11 protein-coding genes are annotated in these 14,683 nt (G+C 72.5%); 6 read left to right on the forward strand and 5 right to left on the reverse strand.

The window, feature by feature from the left end; all coding sequences use genetic code 11:
* Positions 1-50 precede the first annotated feature (50 nt).
* Complete coding sequence (locus tag HGK68_RS07355; protein WP_169165374.1) at positions 51-2,369, forward strand: RelA/SpoT family protein; 2,319 nt, start codon at positions 51-53, stop codon at positions 2,367-2,369.
* Between the two features lie 56 nt (positions 2,370-2,425).
* Here HGK68_RS07355 and HGK68_RS07360 read toward each other — a convergent pair whose 3' ends face one another.
* The 3 genes from HGK68_RS07360 to HGK68_RS07370 all read right to left on the reverse strand — a co-directional run bounded on the left by HGK68_RS07360 (position 2,426) and on the right by HGK68_RS07370 (position 5,642).
* On the reverse strand, positions 2,426-3,034 hold the full coding sequence (locus HGK68_RS07360) for a hypothetical protein (RefSeq protein WP_169165375.1): 609 nt from the start codon (positions 3,032-3,034) through the stop codon (positions 2,426-2,428).
* A gap of 140 nt (positions 3,035-3,174) precedes the next feature.
* Positions 3,175-4,860 carry a DUF349 domain-containing protein gene (locus HGK68_RS07365; RefSeq protein WP_169165376.1) on the reverse strand — a complete coding sequence of 562 codons (1,686 nt, stop codon included), beginning with the start codon at positions 4,858-4,860 and terminating at the stop codon, positions 3,175-3,177.
* Positions 4,857-5,642, reverse strand: coding sequence for a peptidylprolyl isomerase (locus tag HGK68_RS07370; RefSeq protein ID WP_169165377.1), 786 nt, complete (start codon positions 5,640-5,642; stop codon positions 4,857-4,859). The genes HGK68_RS07365 and HGK68_RS07370 overlap by 4 nt, the downstream gene beginning before the upstream one ends.
* A gap of 106 nt (positions 5,643-5,748) precedes the next feature.
* Between HGK68_RS07370 and HGK68_RS07375 the strand changes: the two genes are divergently transcribed.
* Together HGK68_RS07375 and hisS are read left to right on the forward strand one after the other, a co-directional pair.
* Complete coding sequence (locus HGK68_RS07375; RefSeq protein WP_169165378.1) at positions 5,749-6,420, forward strand: MBL fold metallo-hydrolase; 672 nt, start codon at positions 5,749-5,751, stop codon at positions 6,418-6,420.
* A 5-nt stretch (positions 6,421-6,425) separates the two neighbouring features.
* Positions 6,426-7,778 carry a histidine--tRNA ligase gene (hisS, locus tag HGK68_RS07380; protein WP_169165379.1) on the forward strand — a complete coding sequence of 451 codons (1,353 nt, stop codon included), beginning with the start codon at positions 6,426-6,428 and terminating at the stop codon, positions 7,776-7,778.
* A gap of 52 nt (positions 7,779-7,830) precedes the next feature.
* Here hisS and HGK68_RS07385 read toward each other — a convergent pair whose 3' ends face one another.
* Complete coding sequence (locus HGK68_RS07385; protein WP_169165380.1) at positions 7,831-8,343, reverse strand: TspO/MBR family protein; 513 nt, start codon at positions 8,341-8,343, stop codon at positions 7,831-7,833.
* Between the two features lie 112 nt (positions 8,344-8,455).
* Here HGK68_RS07385 and HGK68_RS07390 point away from each other — a divergent pair, with 112 nt between their 5' ends.
* The 3 genes from HGK68_RS07390 (at position 8,456) to HGK68_RS07400 (ending at position 12,408) form a co-directional block, all read left to right on the forward strand.
* Positions 8,456-9,523, forward strand: coding sequence for an Rv2578c family radical SAM protein (locus HGK68_RS07390; RefSeq protein ID WP_169165381.1), 1,068 nt, complete (start codon positions 8,456-8,458; stop codon positions 9,521-9,523).
* Between the two features lie 81 nt (positions 9,524-9,604).
* Entirely contained in the window at positions 9,605-11,446 is a 1,842-nt protein-coding gene (gene aspS, locus HGK68_RS07395) for an aspartate--tRNA ligase (RefSeq protein ID WP_206155823.1), read from the forward strand.
* Between the two features lie 80 nt (positions 11,447-11,526).
* Entirely contained in the window at positions 11,527-12,408 is an 882-nt protein-coding gene (locus tag HGK68_RS07400; RefSeq protein ID WP_169165383.1) for a GNAT family N-acetyltransferase, read from the forward strand.
* A gap of 30 nt (positions 12,409-12,438) precedes the next feature.
* Here HGK68_RS07400 and HGK68_RS07405 read toward each other — a convergent pair whose 3' ends face one another.
* Positions 12,439-14,667: an MMPL family transporter gene (locus HGK68_RS07405; protein ID WP_343037066.1), complete on the reverse strand. Its 2,229-nt coding sequence runs from the start codon at positions 14,665-14,667 to the stop codon at positions 12,439-12,441.
* Positions 14,668-14,683 lie beyond the last annotated feature (16 nt).

A 14,683-nucleotide genomic window follows, 5' to 3' on the forward strand; every position in this document is an offset into this window, starting at 1 on the left:
ACGGTGGTGCACACACGCTGAGCGGCTCGGGCCGACGGGAGGAGGGTGTGATGGCGGATTCCCTGCGGACCCCTGACGCCCGCGAGACCCCGGCGGTCACCGGTGCCACCGCCCGGGTGCGACAGCGCCTGGCCCGCTTCGGGCAGGGCCGGGTCCCGGCGCAGACCGCGGCGATCGAGCCGTTGTTGCAGGCGGTGCGGACCAACCACCCGCGTGCCGACCTGAGCCTGATCGAACGCGCGTACGTCACCGCCGAGAAGGCGCACCGCGGGCAGCTGCGCAAGAGCGGCGACCCGTACATCACGCACCCGGTGGCGGTCGCCACGATCCTGGCCGAGCTGGGCATGACTCCGCCGACCCTGGCCGCCGCGCTGCTGCACGACACGGTCGAGGACACCGACTACTCGCTGGACCAGCTGCGCAGCGAGTACGGCCCCGAGATCGCGATGCTGGTCGACGGCGTGACCAAGCTCGACAAGGTCACCTTCGGCGACGCCGCGCAGGCCGAGACCGTCCGCAAGATGGTGATCGCCATGTCCCGGGACATCCGGGTGCTGGTGATCAAGCTCGCCGACCGGCTGCACAACGCCCGCACCTGGAAGTTCGTCCCCGCGCACAAGGCGGAGGGGAAGGCCCGCGAGACGCTGGAGATCTACGCTCCGCTGGCACACCGGCTGGGCATGAACACCATCAAGTGGGAGCTGGAGGACCTGTCCTTCGCCACCCTCTACCCGAAGGTCTACGACGAGATCGTGCACCTGGTGGCCGAGCGGGCTCCGGCGCGCGAGGAGTACCTGGCGATCGTGCGCGAGCAGGTCGGCGGCGACCTGCGCACCGCGAAGATCAAGGCCACCGTCACCGGGCGGCCGAAGCACTACTACTCGATCTACCAGAAGATGATCGTCCGTGGCCGCGACTTCGCGGACATCTACGACCTGGTCGGCGTGCGGGTCCTGGTGGACACCGTGCGGGACTGCTACGCGGCGCTCGGCACGCTGCACGCGCGATGGAACCCGGTGCCCGGCCGGTTCAAGGACTACATCGCGATGCCGAAGTTCAACCTGTACCAGTCGCTGCACACCACGGTGATCGGCCCCGGCGGAAAGCCGGTGGAGATCCAGATCCGTACCCACGACATGCACCGTCGTGCGGAGTACGGCGTGGCGGCGCACTGGAAGTACAAGGAGAACGCGAAGAACCAGGCCGGCGACGAGGAGCCGGGCGGCGCCGACATGACCTGGCTGCGCCAACTGGTCGACTGGCAGAAGGAGACCGCCGACCCCTCGGAGTTCCTGGACTCCCTGCGGTTCGAGATCGCCGACGGGGAGGTCTACGTCTTCACGCCCAAGGGCGACGTGATGGCGCTGCCCGCGGGTGCGACCCCGGTCGACTTCGCCTACTCGGTGCACACCGAGGTCGGTCACCGCACGATGGGTGCCCGCGTCAACGGTCGGCTGGTGCCGCTGGACACCAAGCTGGAGAACGGCGACGTGGTGGAGGTCTTCACCTCCAAGTCGGAGACCGCCGGGCCCTCGCGCGACTGGCTCGGCTTCGTCACCAGTCCGCGCGCCCGGAACAAGATCCGGCAGTGGTTCACCAAGGAACGCCGCGAAGAGGCGATCGAGCACGGCAAGGACGCGATCGCCAAGGCGATGCGCAAGCAGAACCTGCCGATCCAGCGCCTGCTCTCGCACGAGGCCCTGGTCGGTCTCGCGAACGAGATGCGCTACGCGGACGTGTCCGCGCTCTACGCGGCGGTCGGTGAGGGTCAGGCCTCGGCCGCCTCGGTGGTGCAGAAGCTCGTCCAGGCGATGGGTGGCGAGCCGGGCACCGAAGAGGACATCGCCGAGACCGCGCGCCCCGGGCAGACCTCCCGGCGGGTGCGGACCGGCGATCCCGGTGTCGTGGTCAAGGGCGTCGACGACATCTGGGTCAAGCTGGCCAAGTGCTGCACCCCGGTGCCGGGCGACGACATCATCGGCTTCATCACCCGGGGCGACGGCGTCAGCGTCCACCGCACCGACTGCATCAATGTCACCCAGCTGCGGCAGCAGCCGGAGCGGATCGTGGACGTCGAGTGGACGCAGGGCACCGGCAGCCTGTTCCTGGTGCAGATCCAGGTCGAGGCGCTGGACCGGTCGCGGTTGCTGTCGGACATCACCCGCGTGCTGTCCGACAGCCACGTCAACATCCTCTCCGCCTCGGTGTCCACCTCCCGCGACCGGGTGGCGATGTCGCGGTTCGTGTTCGAGATGGCCGAGCCCTCGCATCTGGCCTCCGTGCTCTCCGCGGTGCGCAAGGTCGAAGGGGTCTTCGACGTCTACCGGATCACCGGGGCCAAGGCCGACCACCAGCCGGTGGGGGGCTGACGGTCGGCCCTGGTGCCTGACCGCATCGCTCCCGGGCCCGTCGCCCGGTGCCGCGATCAGCAGCGTGCCCGGGCGGCCCGGAGCGATCGGTCGGCTCGCACCACGCCGCGCTGCCGACCGAGGCCGGCCAGCCGGTGCAGGGCGGCGTCCAGGTCGACGCCGTGGTGGGCGAGTGCGACCAGGCGCGGCACGGCGGAGCTCGGCGCGGTGAAGCACGCCACGTCGACCGCGGTCCGCAGCGGGGAGGTCACCGACACCCCGGCGACCGTCACCAGGTCCCGGTCCGGCATCTCCTGCTGGTGCAGGACCCGTCCGGGCAGCTCCGGCGGCTGATGGGTGTTCGGCGGTCCGGTCAGCGACAGCGCGCTCGGACCGGCGGCGCCCCCGACGTGCACCCAGGCGGCGGTGGCACCGCCGAGTGCCCAGCCGGCAGGCAGCACGCCGACGAAGGGTCGGGCCCGGTCGTCGGGCGTGGGTCGTCGGCGGACCGGGATCGCGACCGAGGGCGCGATCACCCGGAGGGCACCCTCATGCACGAGCAACTGCCAGGTGATCGGGTCCAGGTCGTCAGGTCGGAACAGGCCGTCGTCCCGTGCCGCAGGCGGCAGCATCGCGGACGTGAGGGTCGGGAGGGACGGGGATGGTGGCGAGGTCGTCAACGTCATGACCTCACCCTGCGTCGCCGACCACACCGCCGGCCAGCCACGATCCGGGGACCTGGGGACGACGCCGACACGCAGCGCCTGTGGACAGACGAAGGGCCCGGAACGACCAGCGTCCCGGGCCCCTCGTGGTCAGCGGCCGATCAGCGGCTGGACTCGTCAGCGGCGCGCTGCACCTGCTCCAGCCAGGACCGCCGGGCATCCAGCGCCGCCTGCGCCTCCTTGACCTTGCGGTCGTTGCCGGCCGCCTGCGCCGCCGCCAGGTCGTCCTCCAGCTGGGCAATGGCCTGCTCGAGCTGCGCGGCGGCACCCTCGGCCCGGGCACGGGTCTCCGGGTTGGTCCGGCTCCACTCGGCCTGCTCGGCGTCGCGGATCGCGTTCTCCACCGCACGCATCCGGCCCTCGACCCGCTGGACGTCGCCCCGGGGCACCTTGCCCGCCGCCTCCCATCGGTCCTGGATCGACCGGATCGCCTGCTTCGCGGCGCTCAGCCCGGCGGAGACGTCGATCGCCTCGGCCTCGACCAGCAGCGCCTCCTTGACCTCCAGGTTGGCGCGGTACTCCTCGTCGATCGCGGCGTTCAGCTCGTCGCGGGACTGGAAGAACCGGTCCTGCGCGGCACGGAACCGTGCCCACAGGGCGTCGTCGTCCTGCCGGGACGCGCGACCGGCGGCCTTCCACCGCGCCATCAGGTCACGGAACTTGCCCGCGGTCGGTCCCCACTCGGTGCTGTCGGCCAGCGCCTCGGCCTCGGCGACCAGCTGCTCCTTCACCGTCTTGGCGGAGGCGTTCCGGGTCTCCAGCTCGGCGAAGTAGTGCCGACGCTCACGGTCGAAGGTGGTGCGTGCGTGGCTGAACCGCTTCCACAGCGCCTCCTCGGTGGGGCGGTCGATGCGCGGGCCGGAGCGCTGCGCGTCCTTCCACTCGTCCAGCAGGGCACGCAGCTGCTCGCCCGCCGGACGCCACTGCATCCGGGAGGGCTCGGTCCCGGCGATCTTCTCCGCCTTCTCCACGATGGCGGTGCGTGCCTCGACCGCGACCTGCTTGGCGGCGGCGCGCTCGGCCTCCACCTGGGCCCGGCGCTCGGCTGCGACGATCCGCAGCGCGTCGAGCCGCTCGCGCAAGGCCGCCAGGTCACCGACGGCGGCCGGCTCGGCCAGCTCCTCGGTCAACCGGGCCAGGGTCTGGTCGATCTCCTTGACGGCCAGATCGGTGGCCTGCAGTCGGGCCTCGAAGACGGCCACCTTGGCCTGCAGATCCAGGAACCGGCGGACGTAGAGGCTCAGCGCCTCCTCGGGGCCGGCACCGGGGAACTGCCCCACGGGGCGCTCGGCGTCGCCCTCGCGGACGTAGACGGTGCCCTCGTCGTCGACCCGGCCGAACCCGGCCGCGGCCTTAGCCTCCGCCGAGTCGTCCGGCACCGGGGCCGGGACGACCGGGGTGGTGGGCGCGGCGGCGACCGGGCTGCCCGGACGGGGGGCGGCGGGACGCGGGCGCATCGCGCTGGGCTTGATCGCGCTCGGCTTGGGCGCGCTGGGCTTCACCGCGCCGGGGGCCGGAGCTGCGGGCTCGGCAGACTCGGCGGGGGAGCCATCGGCCGGGGCGTCGTCCGGGGCCTCCGCGGTCGGGGCGTCCGCCACCGGCGCTTCGGGGGTCGGGGCGTCTTCCACCGGGGCTTCCGCGGTCGGAGCGTCCTCAGTGGTCGGTGCGTCCTCCGGGGCGGGGGTCGCCGCGTCGGCGGTCTCGACCGTGGCCTGCTCGGCGGCGTCGGTGGTCTCAGCAGCCGGAGCGTTCTCGGTGCCGGGCTGGTCGGCAGGGGTCTCGGTCACTGGGTCTCCACTCCCTCGATGGTGACGCGGTTCGTGGGCTGGCCGTCGGCGGCCCCTCCCACGACACCCGCGTCAGCGATGGCCTGGATCACGTCGAGTCCCGACGTGACCTTGCCGAACACGGTGTACCCGCCGCCGTCCGTCGGCAGCTCGGTGTCTTCGTACACGATGAAGAACTGCGACCCCTGGCTGTCCTGTGCGGAGGACCGGGCCATCGCGATGGTGCCCGCGGGGTAGATCCCGTCGGCCGGTGCGTTCTCCACCGGGCCGAAGGTGTAACCGGGACCGCCGGTGCCGGTGGCGGTCGGGTCACCGCACTGCAGCACGAACAGCCCGTCGGTGGTCAGCCGGTGGCAGTCGGTGCCGTCGAAGTAGCCCTCCTGCGCCAGCGTCACGAAGTTCGCGACCGCCTGCGGAGCCGCCTTGCCGTCCAGCTCGATGCCGACGTCGCCGGTGTTCAGCGTGATCTCGCCGGTCCAGGTGCGGCCCTCGGCCAGCGAGGCGTCCGGCACCGTGCCGTCGTTGCCGGTGCGTGCCTCCCCGCCGATGGCCGGGGCGGTGGCGGTCGAGGTCGGGGCCGGGGAGTTCGCGGCGGTGGCGTCCGAGTCGTCGCGGTTCAGCAGCACCGCGGTGCTCACGCCGATCCCGAGCACCAGCACCGCGGCGACCGACCCGGCGATGATCCGCTGCCGACGGCGCGCGACCCGCTTCGCGGCCTGGCGCTCCTGCCACTTCTCGTACCGGCGGCGCTCGTACTCGCGCTCGCGCTTGCTGGACGGCACGCACACTCCTCGGGCTCGACACGGGGCGCGGGCGGTCCGGCGCCAGCGGACAGTCTAGGCAGGGGAGCGCCGAACACCGCCCCACCACACGGATTACGGTGGCCGGATGCGGATTCTGACCCTCACGGCGCCGGTGTACGGCGCGAGCTGCTACCTGATCGCCGCCGACGACGGCGACACCGTCGTGGTGGACGCGGGTGGCGGTGTCGCGGATGCCGTGGCCCGCGTGGTGGACGAGCAGGGACTCCGGATCACCGGCGTCCTGGCCACCCACGGCCACGCCGACCACGTCTGGGACGCGCCCCGGGTCGCCGCCCGGGCCGGGGTGCCGGTGACGGTGCACGCGGCCGACGCGTACCGGCTCGCGGACCCGCTGGCGCCGCTGGGTGGCACGTCCTCCGGGGTGTACGCCGCGCTGCTGGCCGAGGGGCTGTCCACCGACTGGGAGCCGCCGACGGAGCTCGACACCATCGACGCCGACGGTGAGCTGGCCTTCGGCTCGGTGCGCCTGACCGCCCGGCACGCACCCGGCCACACCGAGGGGTCGACGCTGTACCTGATCGACGACCGGGCGGTCTGCACCGGGGACGTGCTGTTCCGCGGCACCATCGGCCGCACCGATCTGCCCGGCGGGGACCACGCGACGATGGAGCAGACCCTGCGCACGGTGGTCGCCCGGCTGCCCCGGGCGGCGGCCGTGCTCCCCGGTCACGGACCGTCGAGCATGGTCGCCGACGAGCTGGCGGGCAATCCGTTCCTGATCCACCTGGCAGGATGACCCGCATGGCACGCCCCACCCCGCTCTCCGGCTTCCCCGAATGGCTCCCCGACGGTCGGATCGTCGAGCAGCACGTCCTCGACACCCTGCGGCGCACCTTCGAACTGCACGGCTTCGCCGGGATCGAGACCCGGGCGGTCGAGCCGCTGGACCAGCTGCTGCGCAAGGGGGAGACCTCCAAGGAGGTGTACGTGCTGCGCCGCCTCCAGGAGGAGGGTGAATCCGGGAAGGACGCCGGGCTCGGACTGCACTTCGACCTGACCGTGCCGTTCGCGCGGTATGTCCTGGAGAACGCCGGTCACCTGGCCTTCCCGTTCCAGCGCTACCAGATCCAGAAGGTGTGGCGCGGTGAGCGGCCTCAGGACGGCCGGTTCCGCGAGTTCGTCCAGGCCGACATCGACGTGGTGGGTGCGGGGGAGCTGCCGTATCACTACGAGGTCGACCTGCCGCTGGTGATGGCCGAGGCGCTGGGTGCGCTGCGGGCGATCGGCGTGCCCGAGGTGCGGATCCTGGTGAACAACCGCCGGGTGGCGGAGGGGTTCTACCGCGGCATCGGGCTGGACGACGTCGAGGCGGTGCTGCGCAGCATCGACAAGCTGGACAAGATCGGTGCCGAGAAGGTGGCGGCGCTGCTGGTCGCCGAGGCCGGTGCCACCGACACCCAGGCCCGGGCCTGCCTCGACCTGGCGGCGATCTCCGGATCGGACGCGACCGTGATCGACCGGGTGCGGGACCTCGCGTCGACGCACGGGGTGGACTCCGCGCTGATGGAGCAGGGCCTGGCCGAGCTGGGTCAGCTGATCGAGGCGGCGGCGGTGCGCGCACCGGGCGTCGTCGTGGCCGATCTCAAGATCGCCCGCGGTCTGGACTACTACACCGGGTCGGTCTACGAGACGGTGCTGGTCGGGCACGAGCAGCTCGGCTCGATCTGTTCCGGTGGGCGGTACGACACCCTCGCCTCCGACGGGTCGACCACTTACCCGGGTGTCGGCCTGTCGATCGGTGTCTCGCGGCTGGTCTCCCGGCTGATCTCCGGCGGTCTGGTGCGGGCGACCCGGGCCGTCCCGGCCGCCGTGCTGGTCGCGGTGATCAACGAGGAGACCCGCCCGGCGTCGGACGCGGTGGCGGCCCAGCTCCGGCTGCGCGGCATCCCGGTCGAGGTGGCGCCGACGGCGGCGAAGTTCGGCAAGCAGATCAAGCACGCCGACCGGCGCGGCATCCCGTTCGTCTGGTTCCCCGGCGAGGACGGCGACCAGGTCAAGGACATCCGGTCGGGTGAACAGGTCGAGGCGCAGGCCACCAGCTGGCAGCCGTCGGCGGACGACTGGTGGCCGCGGGTGGTGCCCGCGCAGGCATGACCACACGAAGGGCCGCCTCCGGATGCCGGCGGCCCTTCGTCGCTGGATGACCTCAGTTCAGTGCGGCGACGGCGGCGTTCAGCGTCGTGGCGTAGAGCGCCCAGGCGAGGTACGGCCCGAGCAGCCAGGCCGCGAGCCGGTGCACCCGGTGGAAGGCCACGATCGTGGCGACCAGGGCGACCTCCAGCAGGAGGATGATCACCAGCCCGCCGCCGAGGATCTCCGCGCCGAAGAACACCGGCGTCCAGGCGGCGTTCAGCGCGAGTTGGACCCCGTACAGGATCAGCGGCAGCCGGGCCGAGCGGGTGTCGACGTCGCGCCAGACCAGCCAGGCGGCGACGGCCATCATGATGTAGAGCACCGTCCACACCGGGCCGAACAGCGCGTTGGGCGGGATCCAGTCCGGCTTGGCGGCATCGGCGTACCAGCCGTCGACGCCGGAGGTGGAGGCGATCGACCCGCCCGCGGCGACCAGGGCGTTGATCACCAGCAGGGCGGCCAGCACCGGCCAGGTGCGACGGCGGCGTTCGACGGGGAGCGGTTGGTCAGCGGTGGCGGTGGTCATGTCCCCACGGTCGGTCCGGGGATGTGCTCCGGCAACTCGACCGGGCGCCTTGTCCCGACCTGCCAGGAATCGGCGCTTGTCAGGTCAGTCGAACGCGTGTTCGAATAGCTCCATGCGATGGGACGGACAGAAGGTCGAGGCGGCGCAGCCGGAGATGCTGCCGGGCCTCGCGCTGACCGGGCACCAGCGGTCGGTGCGCACCCCGGAGTTCACCGGCGTGACCTTCCACGAGGTGCACGCCAAGTCGGCCCTGAACAAGGTCCACGACACCAGTGCGGTGCCGTTCCGGTGGACGGTGAACCCGATGCGGGGCTGCCTGCACGCCTGCGCCTACTGCTTCGCCCGACCCACCCACGAGTACCTGGGCCTGGACGCGGGCCAGGACTTCGAGACCCAGATCGTGGTGAAGACCAACGTGGTCGAGGTGCTCACCGCCGAACTGCGCCGTCGGTCCTGGCGGCACGAGCTGGTCGCCCTCGGCACCAACACCGATCCCTACCAGCGGGCCGAGGGCCGCTACGCGCTGATGCCCGGGATCATCACCGCCCTGGCGGAGTCCGGTACACCGCTGTCGGTCCTGACGAAGGGCACGCTGCTGCGCCGGGACCTGCCCCTGCTCACCCGGGCGGCCGAGCAGGTGCCGGTGAGCCTGGCGGTGTCCCTGGCGATCGGGGACGAGGACCTGCAACAGGCGATGGAGCCCGGCACTCCGACCCCTCGGGCGCGGCTCGGGCTGATCCGCGCCGCACGGGACGCCGGACTGGAGTGCGGGGTGCTGATCGCGCCGATCATGCCCTGGCTCACCGACGGCACCGCCCATCTGGACGGGTTGTTCGGCGACCTGAAGGAGGCGGGCGCGAGTTGGGTGACCACGATCCCGCTGCACCTGCGTGGCCCGGTCCGTCCGCTGATGCTGCGCTGGCTCGCCGAACACCGGCCCGCGCTGGTCGCCAAGTACCGGCGCCTGTACGGCAACGGCGCCTACGTGCCGGAGGAGTACCGGCGCTGGTTGCACGACCGGGTGCGCCCGCTGCGGGAACGGCACGGGCTCGCGCACCCGCCGGAGGGGACCACCGCCTTCGGGCGCTGGCGACGAGGCGCGATCGCCCAGGCGTCACCCGCCCAGGCGTCGACACCGGAGGCCGCGCTGCCGGGGGTGATGCAGGCCGCGCTGTTCTGAGCAGGAACGCCGCGCGTCGGCGATAGACTCGCCCGGGTCGCCGTCATGGCGGCCATCACCCCCCACCCGAGAGGATCCCCCGTGCTGCGCACCCACACCGCCGGCTCGTTGCGGGCCGAGCACATCGGCTCCACCGTCACCCTGACCGGGTGGGTGGATCGCCGCCGGGATCACGGTGGGGTGGCCTTCGTGGATCTGCGGGATGCCTCCGGCATCGCCCAGGTGGTCATCCGGGACGAGGCGGTGGCCCACGGTCTGCGTGCCGAGTACGTGCTGCAGGTGACCGGTGAGGTCGGTCGCCGTCCGGAGGGCAACGCGAACAGCGCGCTGGCCACCGGCGAGGTCGAGCTCGTCGCCACCGAGGTCGTGGTGCTGAACGAGGCAGCGCCGCTGCCGTTCCAGGTGTCGACCGCCCTGGACGAGCCGGTGGGCGAGGAGGCGCGCCTGCGCTACCGCTACCTCGACCTGCGTCGGCCCGCCCCCGCCCACGCGATCCGGCTGCGCTCCAAGGCCAGCCAGGCGGCGCGCCGGGTGCTGGACGCCCACGACTTCGTGGAGATCGAGACCCCGACCCTGACCCGGTCCACTCCGGAGGGCGCCCGCGACTTCGTGGTGCCCGCCCGTCTGGCGCCGGGCAGCTGGTACGCCCTGCCCCAGTCGCCGCAGCTGTTCAAGCAGCTGCTCATGGTCGGTGGCATGGAGCGCTACTACCAGCTGGCCCGCTGCTACCGCGACGAGGACTTCCGCGCCGACCGTCAGCCGGAGTTCACCCAGCTCGACGTCGAGATGTCATTCGTCGACCAGGAGGACGTGATCGCGCTCGGCGAGCAGCTGCTGGTCGCGCTCTGGGACCTGATCGACTACCGCATCCCGACCCCGATCGCCCGGATGACCTACGCCGAGGCGATGGAGAAGTACGGCACCGACAAGCCCGACCTGCGCTTCGGCCTGGAGCTGGTCGAGCTGACCGACTTCTTCGCCGACACCCCGTTCCGCGTGTTCCAGGCGCCCTACGTCGGCGCGGTGGTCCAGCCCGGTGGCGCCGCCACCCCGCGCCGCGGGTTCGACGCCTGGCAGGAGTGGGCGAAGCAGCGCGGTGCCAAGGGCCTGGCCTACGTGACCGTCGGTGAGGACGGCACGCTCGGCGGCCCGGTCGCCAAGAACATCTCCGAGGCCGAGCGCGGGGGCCTGGTGGCCGCGGTCGGCGCGCAGCCCGGTGACGCGGTGTTCTTCGCCGCGGGCAAGGCCACCGAGGCGCGCGCGCTGCTCGGCGCCGCCCGGCTGGAGATCGGCAAGCGCGGCGGGCTGATCGACGAGTCCGCCTGGTCCTTCGTGTGGGTGGTCGACGCGCCGCTGTTCAAGCCCACCGGCGAGGACGACGACGTGGCGGTGGGCGAGGGCGCGTGGACCGCGGTGCACCACGCCTTCACCAGCCCGACCCCGGAGTGGATCGACCGCTTCGAGGAGGACCCGGGCAACGCCCTGGCCTACGCCTACGACATCGTCTGCAACGGCAACGAGATCGGTGGCGGGTCGATCCGTATCCACCGTCGGGACGTGCAGGAGCGGGTGTTCCAGGTGATGGGCATCAGCGAGCAGGAGGCGGACGAGAAGTTCGGCTGGCTGCTGAACGCCTTCCAGTTCGGCGCCCCGCCGCACGGCGGCATCGCGCTGGGCTGGGACCGGGTGGTCGCGCTGCTGACCGGTTCGGAGTCGATCCGGGACGTGATCGCCTTCCCGAAGTCCGGTGGCGGCTACGACCCGCTGACCGGCGCCCCGGCCCCGATCTCCGCGCTGCAGCGCAAGGAGGCCGGCGTGGACGCCAAGCCCGAGCCGAGCGGGTCCACGAACACCGGTGCCGCCAAGGCAGAGTCGACGATCGCCGAGGCGAAGGTCGCGGGCACCGCCGCGGACCAGCACTGAGCACACCATCGCCGGGAGTCGACCAGCACGGTCGGCTCCCGGCGTCATGCCCGGAGGACAACACCCAGGATGACCGAGGAATGAGCGACGCAGCGCAGGGCGCCGGGCAGGGTGACGCGCCGGCCGCCGAGTGGGATGCGGCCCGGTGGGCACGGGACGAGCTGGTGCTCGACATGGACAACTGGTGGGCGGCGGTCGAGACGACGGTGGGCCAGAACGCCGCATGCCTGCTCTACGCCGCCCGCTCGGCCAGCCCGGCACCCGCCGACGCCCCGGCGGTCGCCGAGCGCGGCTCCGCCGGTGAGGTGAGCACCGACCCGGCGGCGGAACCGCCGACCCGGGTGCTGCTCGCGGTGGGCGACCCCGTCGGCGTGACCGCGCTGGTCGACCAGCGCCTCGGCACCCTCGCGGGCCAGCTGTCGGCCGCGTGGATCGCCACCGACGCACTGCCCGCCCTCCGGGATCGCCTGACCGCCCTCGGCCTGCGCCCGAATCGCACCGGCTGGGAGTGGATGGTGATCCGGGACCAGCCCACTCCGGTGGCGGCCGAGTCCCGAGTGCGGCCGCTCACCTCGGCCGACCGCGACGCCGCGATCGCCTGCCTGGCAGTGGCCAATCCGACCACCGAGGCCGCTCCACTGGCCGCGGGTGAACGGTGGTGGGGCGCGGCGGCGGCGGACGGTGGGCTGCTCGGCGTGATCGGTGCCGAGTCCCGGCCGGGGGACCGGGAAGGCGCCGGCTCCTGGCACCTGCACGGGCTGGGGGTGCGCCCGGAGGCTCGCAGGCAGGGTCTGGGCGGCGCACTCACCGCGGGTGCCGCCCGAGCACTGCTGGACGACGGAGCCGACTGGGTCTCGCTCGGCATGTGGGACGACAACCACGGTGCGCGGCGGATCTATCACCGCCTGGGCTTCCGGACGACCCACCGGCTGATCACCCTGCGCGCCGATCCGCCGCGCTGACCTCTGCCTCGGCGGCCGGGGCGGTCGTGGTCAGTGCGTGATCGCGATCCGCTCGTAGACCCGGCGCAGCGGGCCCGGCGCCCACCAGTTCCACTCCCGCAGCACGGTCATGGTGGCCGGCACCAGGAGCAGCCGGACCAGGGTGGCGTCGATCAGCACCGCCACCGCGAGGGAGAAGCCGACCTCCTTGATCACCAGCAGCTCCCCGGCGACGAACCCGGCGAACACCGCCACGATGATCGCGGCGGCGCTGGTGATCACCCGGCCGGAGCGCTGCAGACCGCGTCGGACGGCCTCGTCGTTCGGCACCCCGTCGTCGTGCAGCTCCTTGATCCGGGACAGCAGGAAGACCTCGTAGTCCATCGCGAGACCGAAGGCGAAGGCGATCACCAGCGCGACCACGTAGGTCTCGATCCCGCCGGTGGACTCGAAGCCGAGCAGCCCGGACAGGTGGCCGTCCTGGAAGACCCAGACCAGCACCCCGAGCGAGGCGCACAGCGAGATCACGTTCGTCAGCAGCGCCTTGATCGGCACCAGCAGCGATCCGGTCATCAGGAACAGCAGGATCAGGGTGGCCAGCGCGACGATCCCGAGGGCCAGCGGCGCCCGGTCGACCAGCGCGTCCACGAAGTCGATCTGCACCGCGGCCTGCCCGCCGACGTGCGCGTCCAGATCCAGATCGCGGATCGCGTGCACGACGTCCTGGGTGGCGCGGCTGCCGGGATCGGTGTCCTCCGGGTGCACGCCGATCAGCACGCCGCGCCCGGCGGCCACCGGGGCGTCCACCGAGGCGACCCCGGGGAGCGCCTCGATCTCGGTCGCGATCGTGCTGGCCTGGTCCAGGCTGGACTCCGTCACCACCTGCACCGAGGGGCTGGCCGACGACGGGTACTCGGTGGACAGGATCTGCACGTACTCGCGCTGGCTGGAATCCAACGGCAGCAACTGAGTAGTCGAGTTCCGCAGCTCGATGTGCAGCAGGGGACTGGCCAGCACCAGCAGCACCACGAGCGAGCCGCCCATCACCCACCACGGGTGGCGCTGCACCCGGCCGGTCAGTCGGGAGAACGCGCCCTCGTCGCGCTGGACGTCGGCGGTCCGGGCCAGCACGCCGCGCAGGAACGGCACCCGGCTCAGCAGCGTGGGACCGGCGAGCCGACGGCCGGTGAACGCGAGCAGCGCGGGCACCAAGGTCAGCGCGGTGCCCACCGCGAAGACGATCACCGCGACGGCACCGGCCCCGAAGGCGCGCAGGATCTCCTGCTTGAAGACCAGGAGCCCGGCGATCGACACCCCGACGGTCAGGGCGGAGAACGCGACGGTGCGGCCTGCGGTCGCGATGGTCCGCACCAGCGCGGTGGTGACGGCGCCGTCACCGCGTCGACGCCGGTTGCTGGCCCCCTCGTCGTCGCCGAGCGCCCGGGTCAGTTCCTCCCGGAACCGGGAGACGATCAGCAGGCCGTAGTCGATCGAGAGGCCGAGCCCGAGCACGGTGACCACGTTCACCACCGACGACTCCATGTCGGTCAGCAGGTGCGACAGCGCCCAGAGCGCGCCGAGACCGCCGGCGATGGACGCGATCGCCCCGGCCAGCGGCATCGCGGCGGCCAGGAACCCGCCGAAGACCAGCACCATGATCAGCAGCGCCACCGGCAGGGCGATCGCCTCGCCGGTGGTCAGGTCGTCGCGCACCTGGTCGGTGATCGCGGTGACGATCAGGCTGCTGCCGCCGACCAGGCCGGTGGCCCGGGGTGCGACGTCGTGCAGGGCGTCCGGCACGGCGTCCAGGGCGGTCTCCACCCGGGCGAGGGCGGTGTCCCGCGCCGACTCGGACAGCTCCGGGTCGAGTTCGACGACCATCAGGAAGCCGTCACCGGAGGCGGCGAGCAGCGGTGCCGCGGCCGGGTTCGACACCCCCTGCGGCAGCAGGTACGGGTCGATCACCGACTCGACACCGGGGATGTTCAGCACCGTGGACCGGGCGGGCGCGATGGCGTCGGCGATCCCGTCCGCGCTCGGGTCGACGTCGGAGACCACCAGCGACAACGACGCACCGGCGTCGTCGGAGGCGAGCAGCTCGGAAGCCCGTGCGCTGTCGGAACCGGGGACCACCTGCTCGCCGGTGCTGAGCCGGTCGAAGAGGGTGCCTCCGCCCAGACCGGTCAGCGCGACCAGGCCGCAGAGGACCGTGATCGCCGCCCAGACGACGACGGTGAGACGGGGATGACGGGCGACCGCCCGGCCGAGACTCTCGAACACGCAGGTCAGCATCTCA

This window comes from Cellulomonas taurus (genome assembly GCF_012931845.1).
Classification (GTDB): Bacteria; Actinomycetota; Actinomycetes; order Actinomycetales; family Cellulomonadaceae; genus Cellulomonas; species Cellulomonas taurus.

What these genes read in the sequence shown, in the direction of transcription:
- HGK68_RS07355 (WP_169165374.1), top strand. Translation starts at nt 51, where the DNA reads ATGGCGGATTCCCTGCGGACCCCTGACGCCCGCGAGACCCCGGCGGTC.
- HGK68_RS07360 (WP_169165375.1), bottom strand. Translation starts at nt 3,034, where the DNA reads ATGACGTTGACGACCTCGCCACCATCCCCGTCCCTCCCGACCCTCACG.
- HGK68_RS07375 (WP_169165378.1), top strand. Translation starts at nt 5,749, where the DNA reads ATGCGGATTCTGACCCTCACGGCGCCGGTGTACGGCGCGAGCTGCTAC.
- hisS (WP_169165379.1), top strand. Translation starts at nt 6,426, where the DNA reads ATGGCACGCCCCACCCCGCTCTCCGGCTTCCCCGAATGGCTCCCCGAC.
- HGK68_RS07385 (WP_169165380.1), bottom strand. Translation starts at nt 8,343, where the DNA reads ATGACCACCGCCACCGCTGACCAACCGCTCCCCGTCGAACGCCGCCGT.
- HGK68_RS07390 (WP_169165381.1), top strand. Translation starts at nt 8,456, where the DNA reads ATGCGATGGGACGGACAGAAGGTCGAGGCGGCGCAGCCGGAGATGCTG.
- HGK68_RS07400 (WP_169165383.1), top strand. Translation starts at nt 11,527, where the DNA reads ATGAGCGACGCAGCGCAGGGCGCCGGGCAGGGTGACGCGCCGGCCGCC.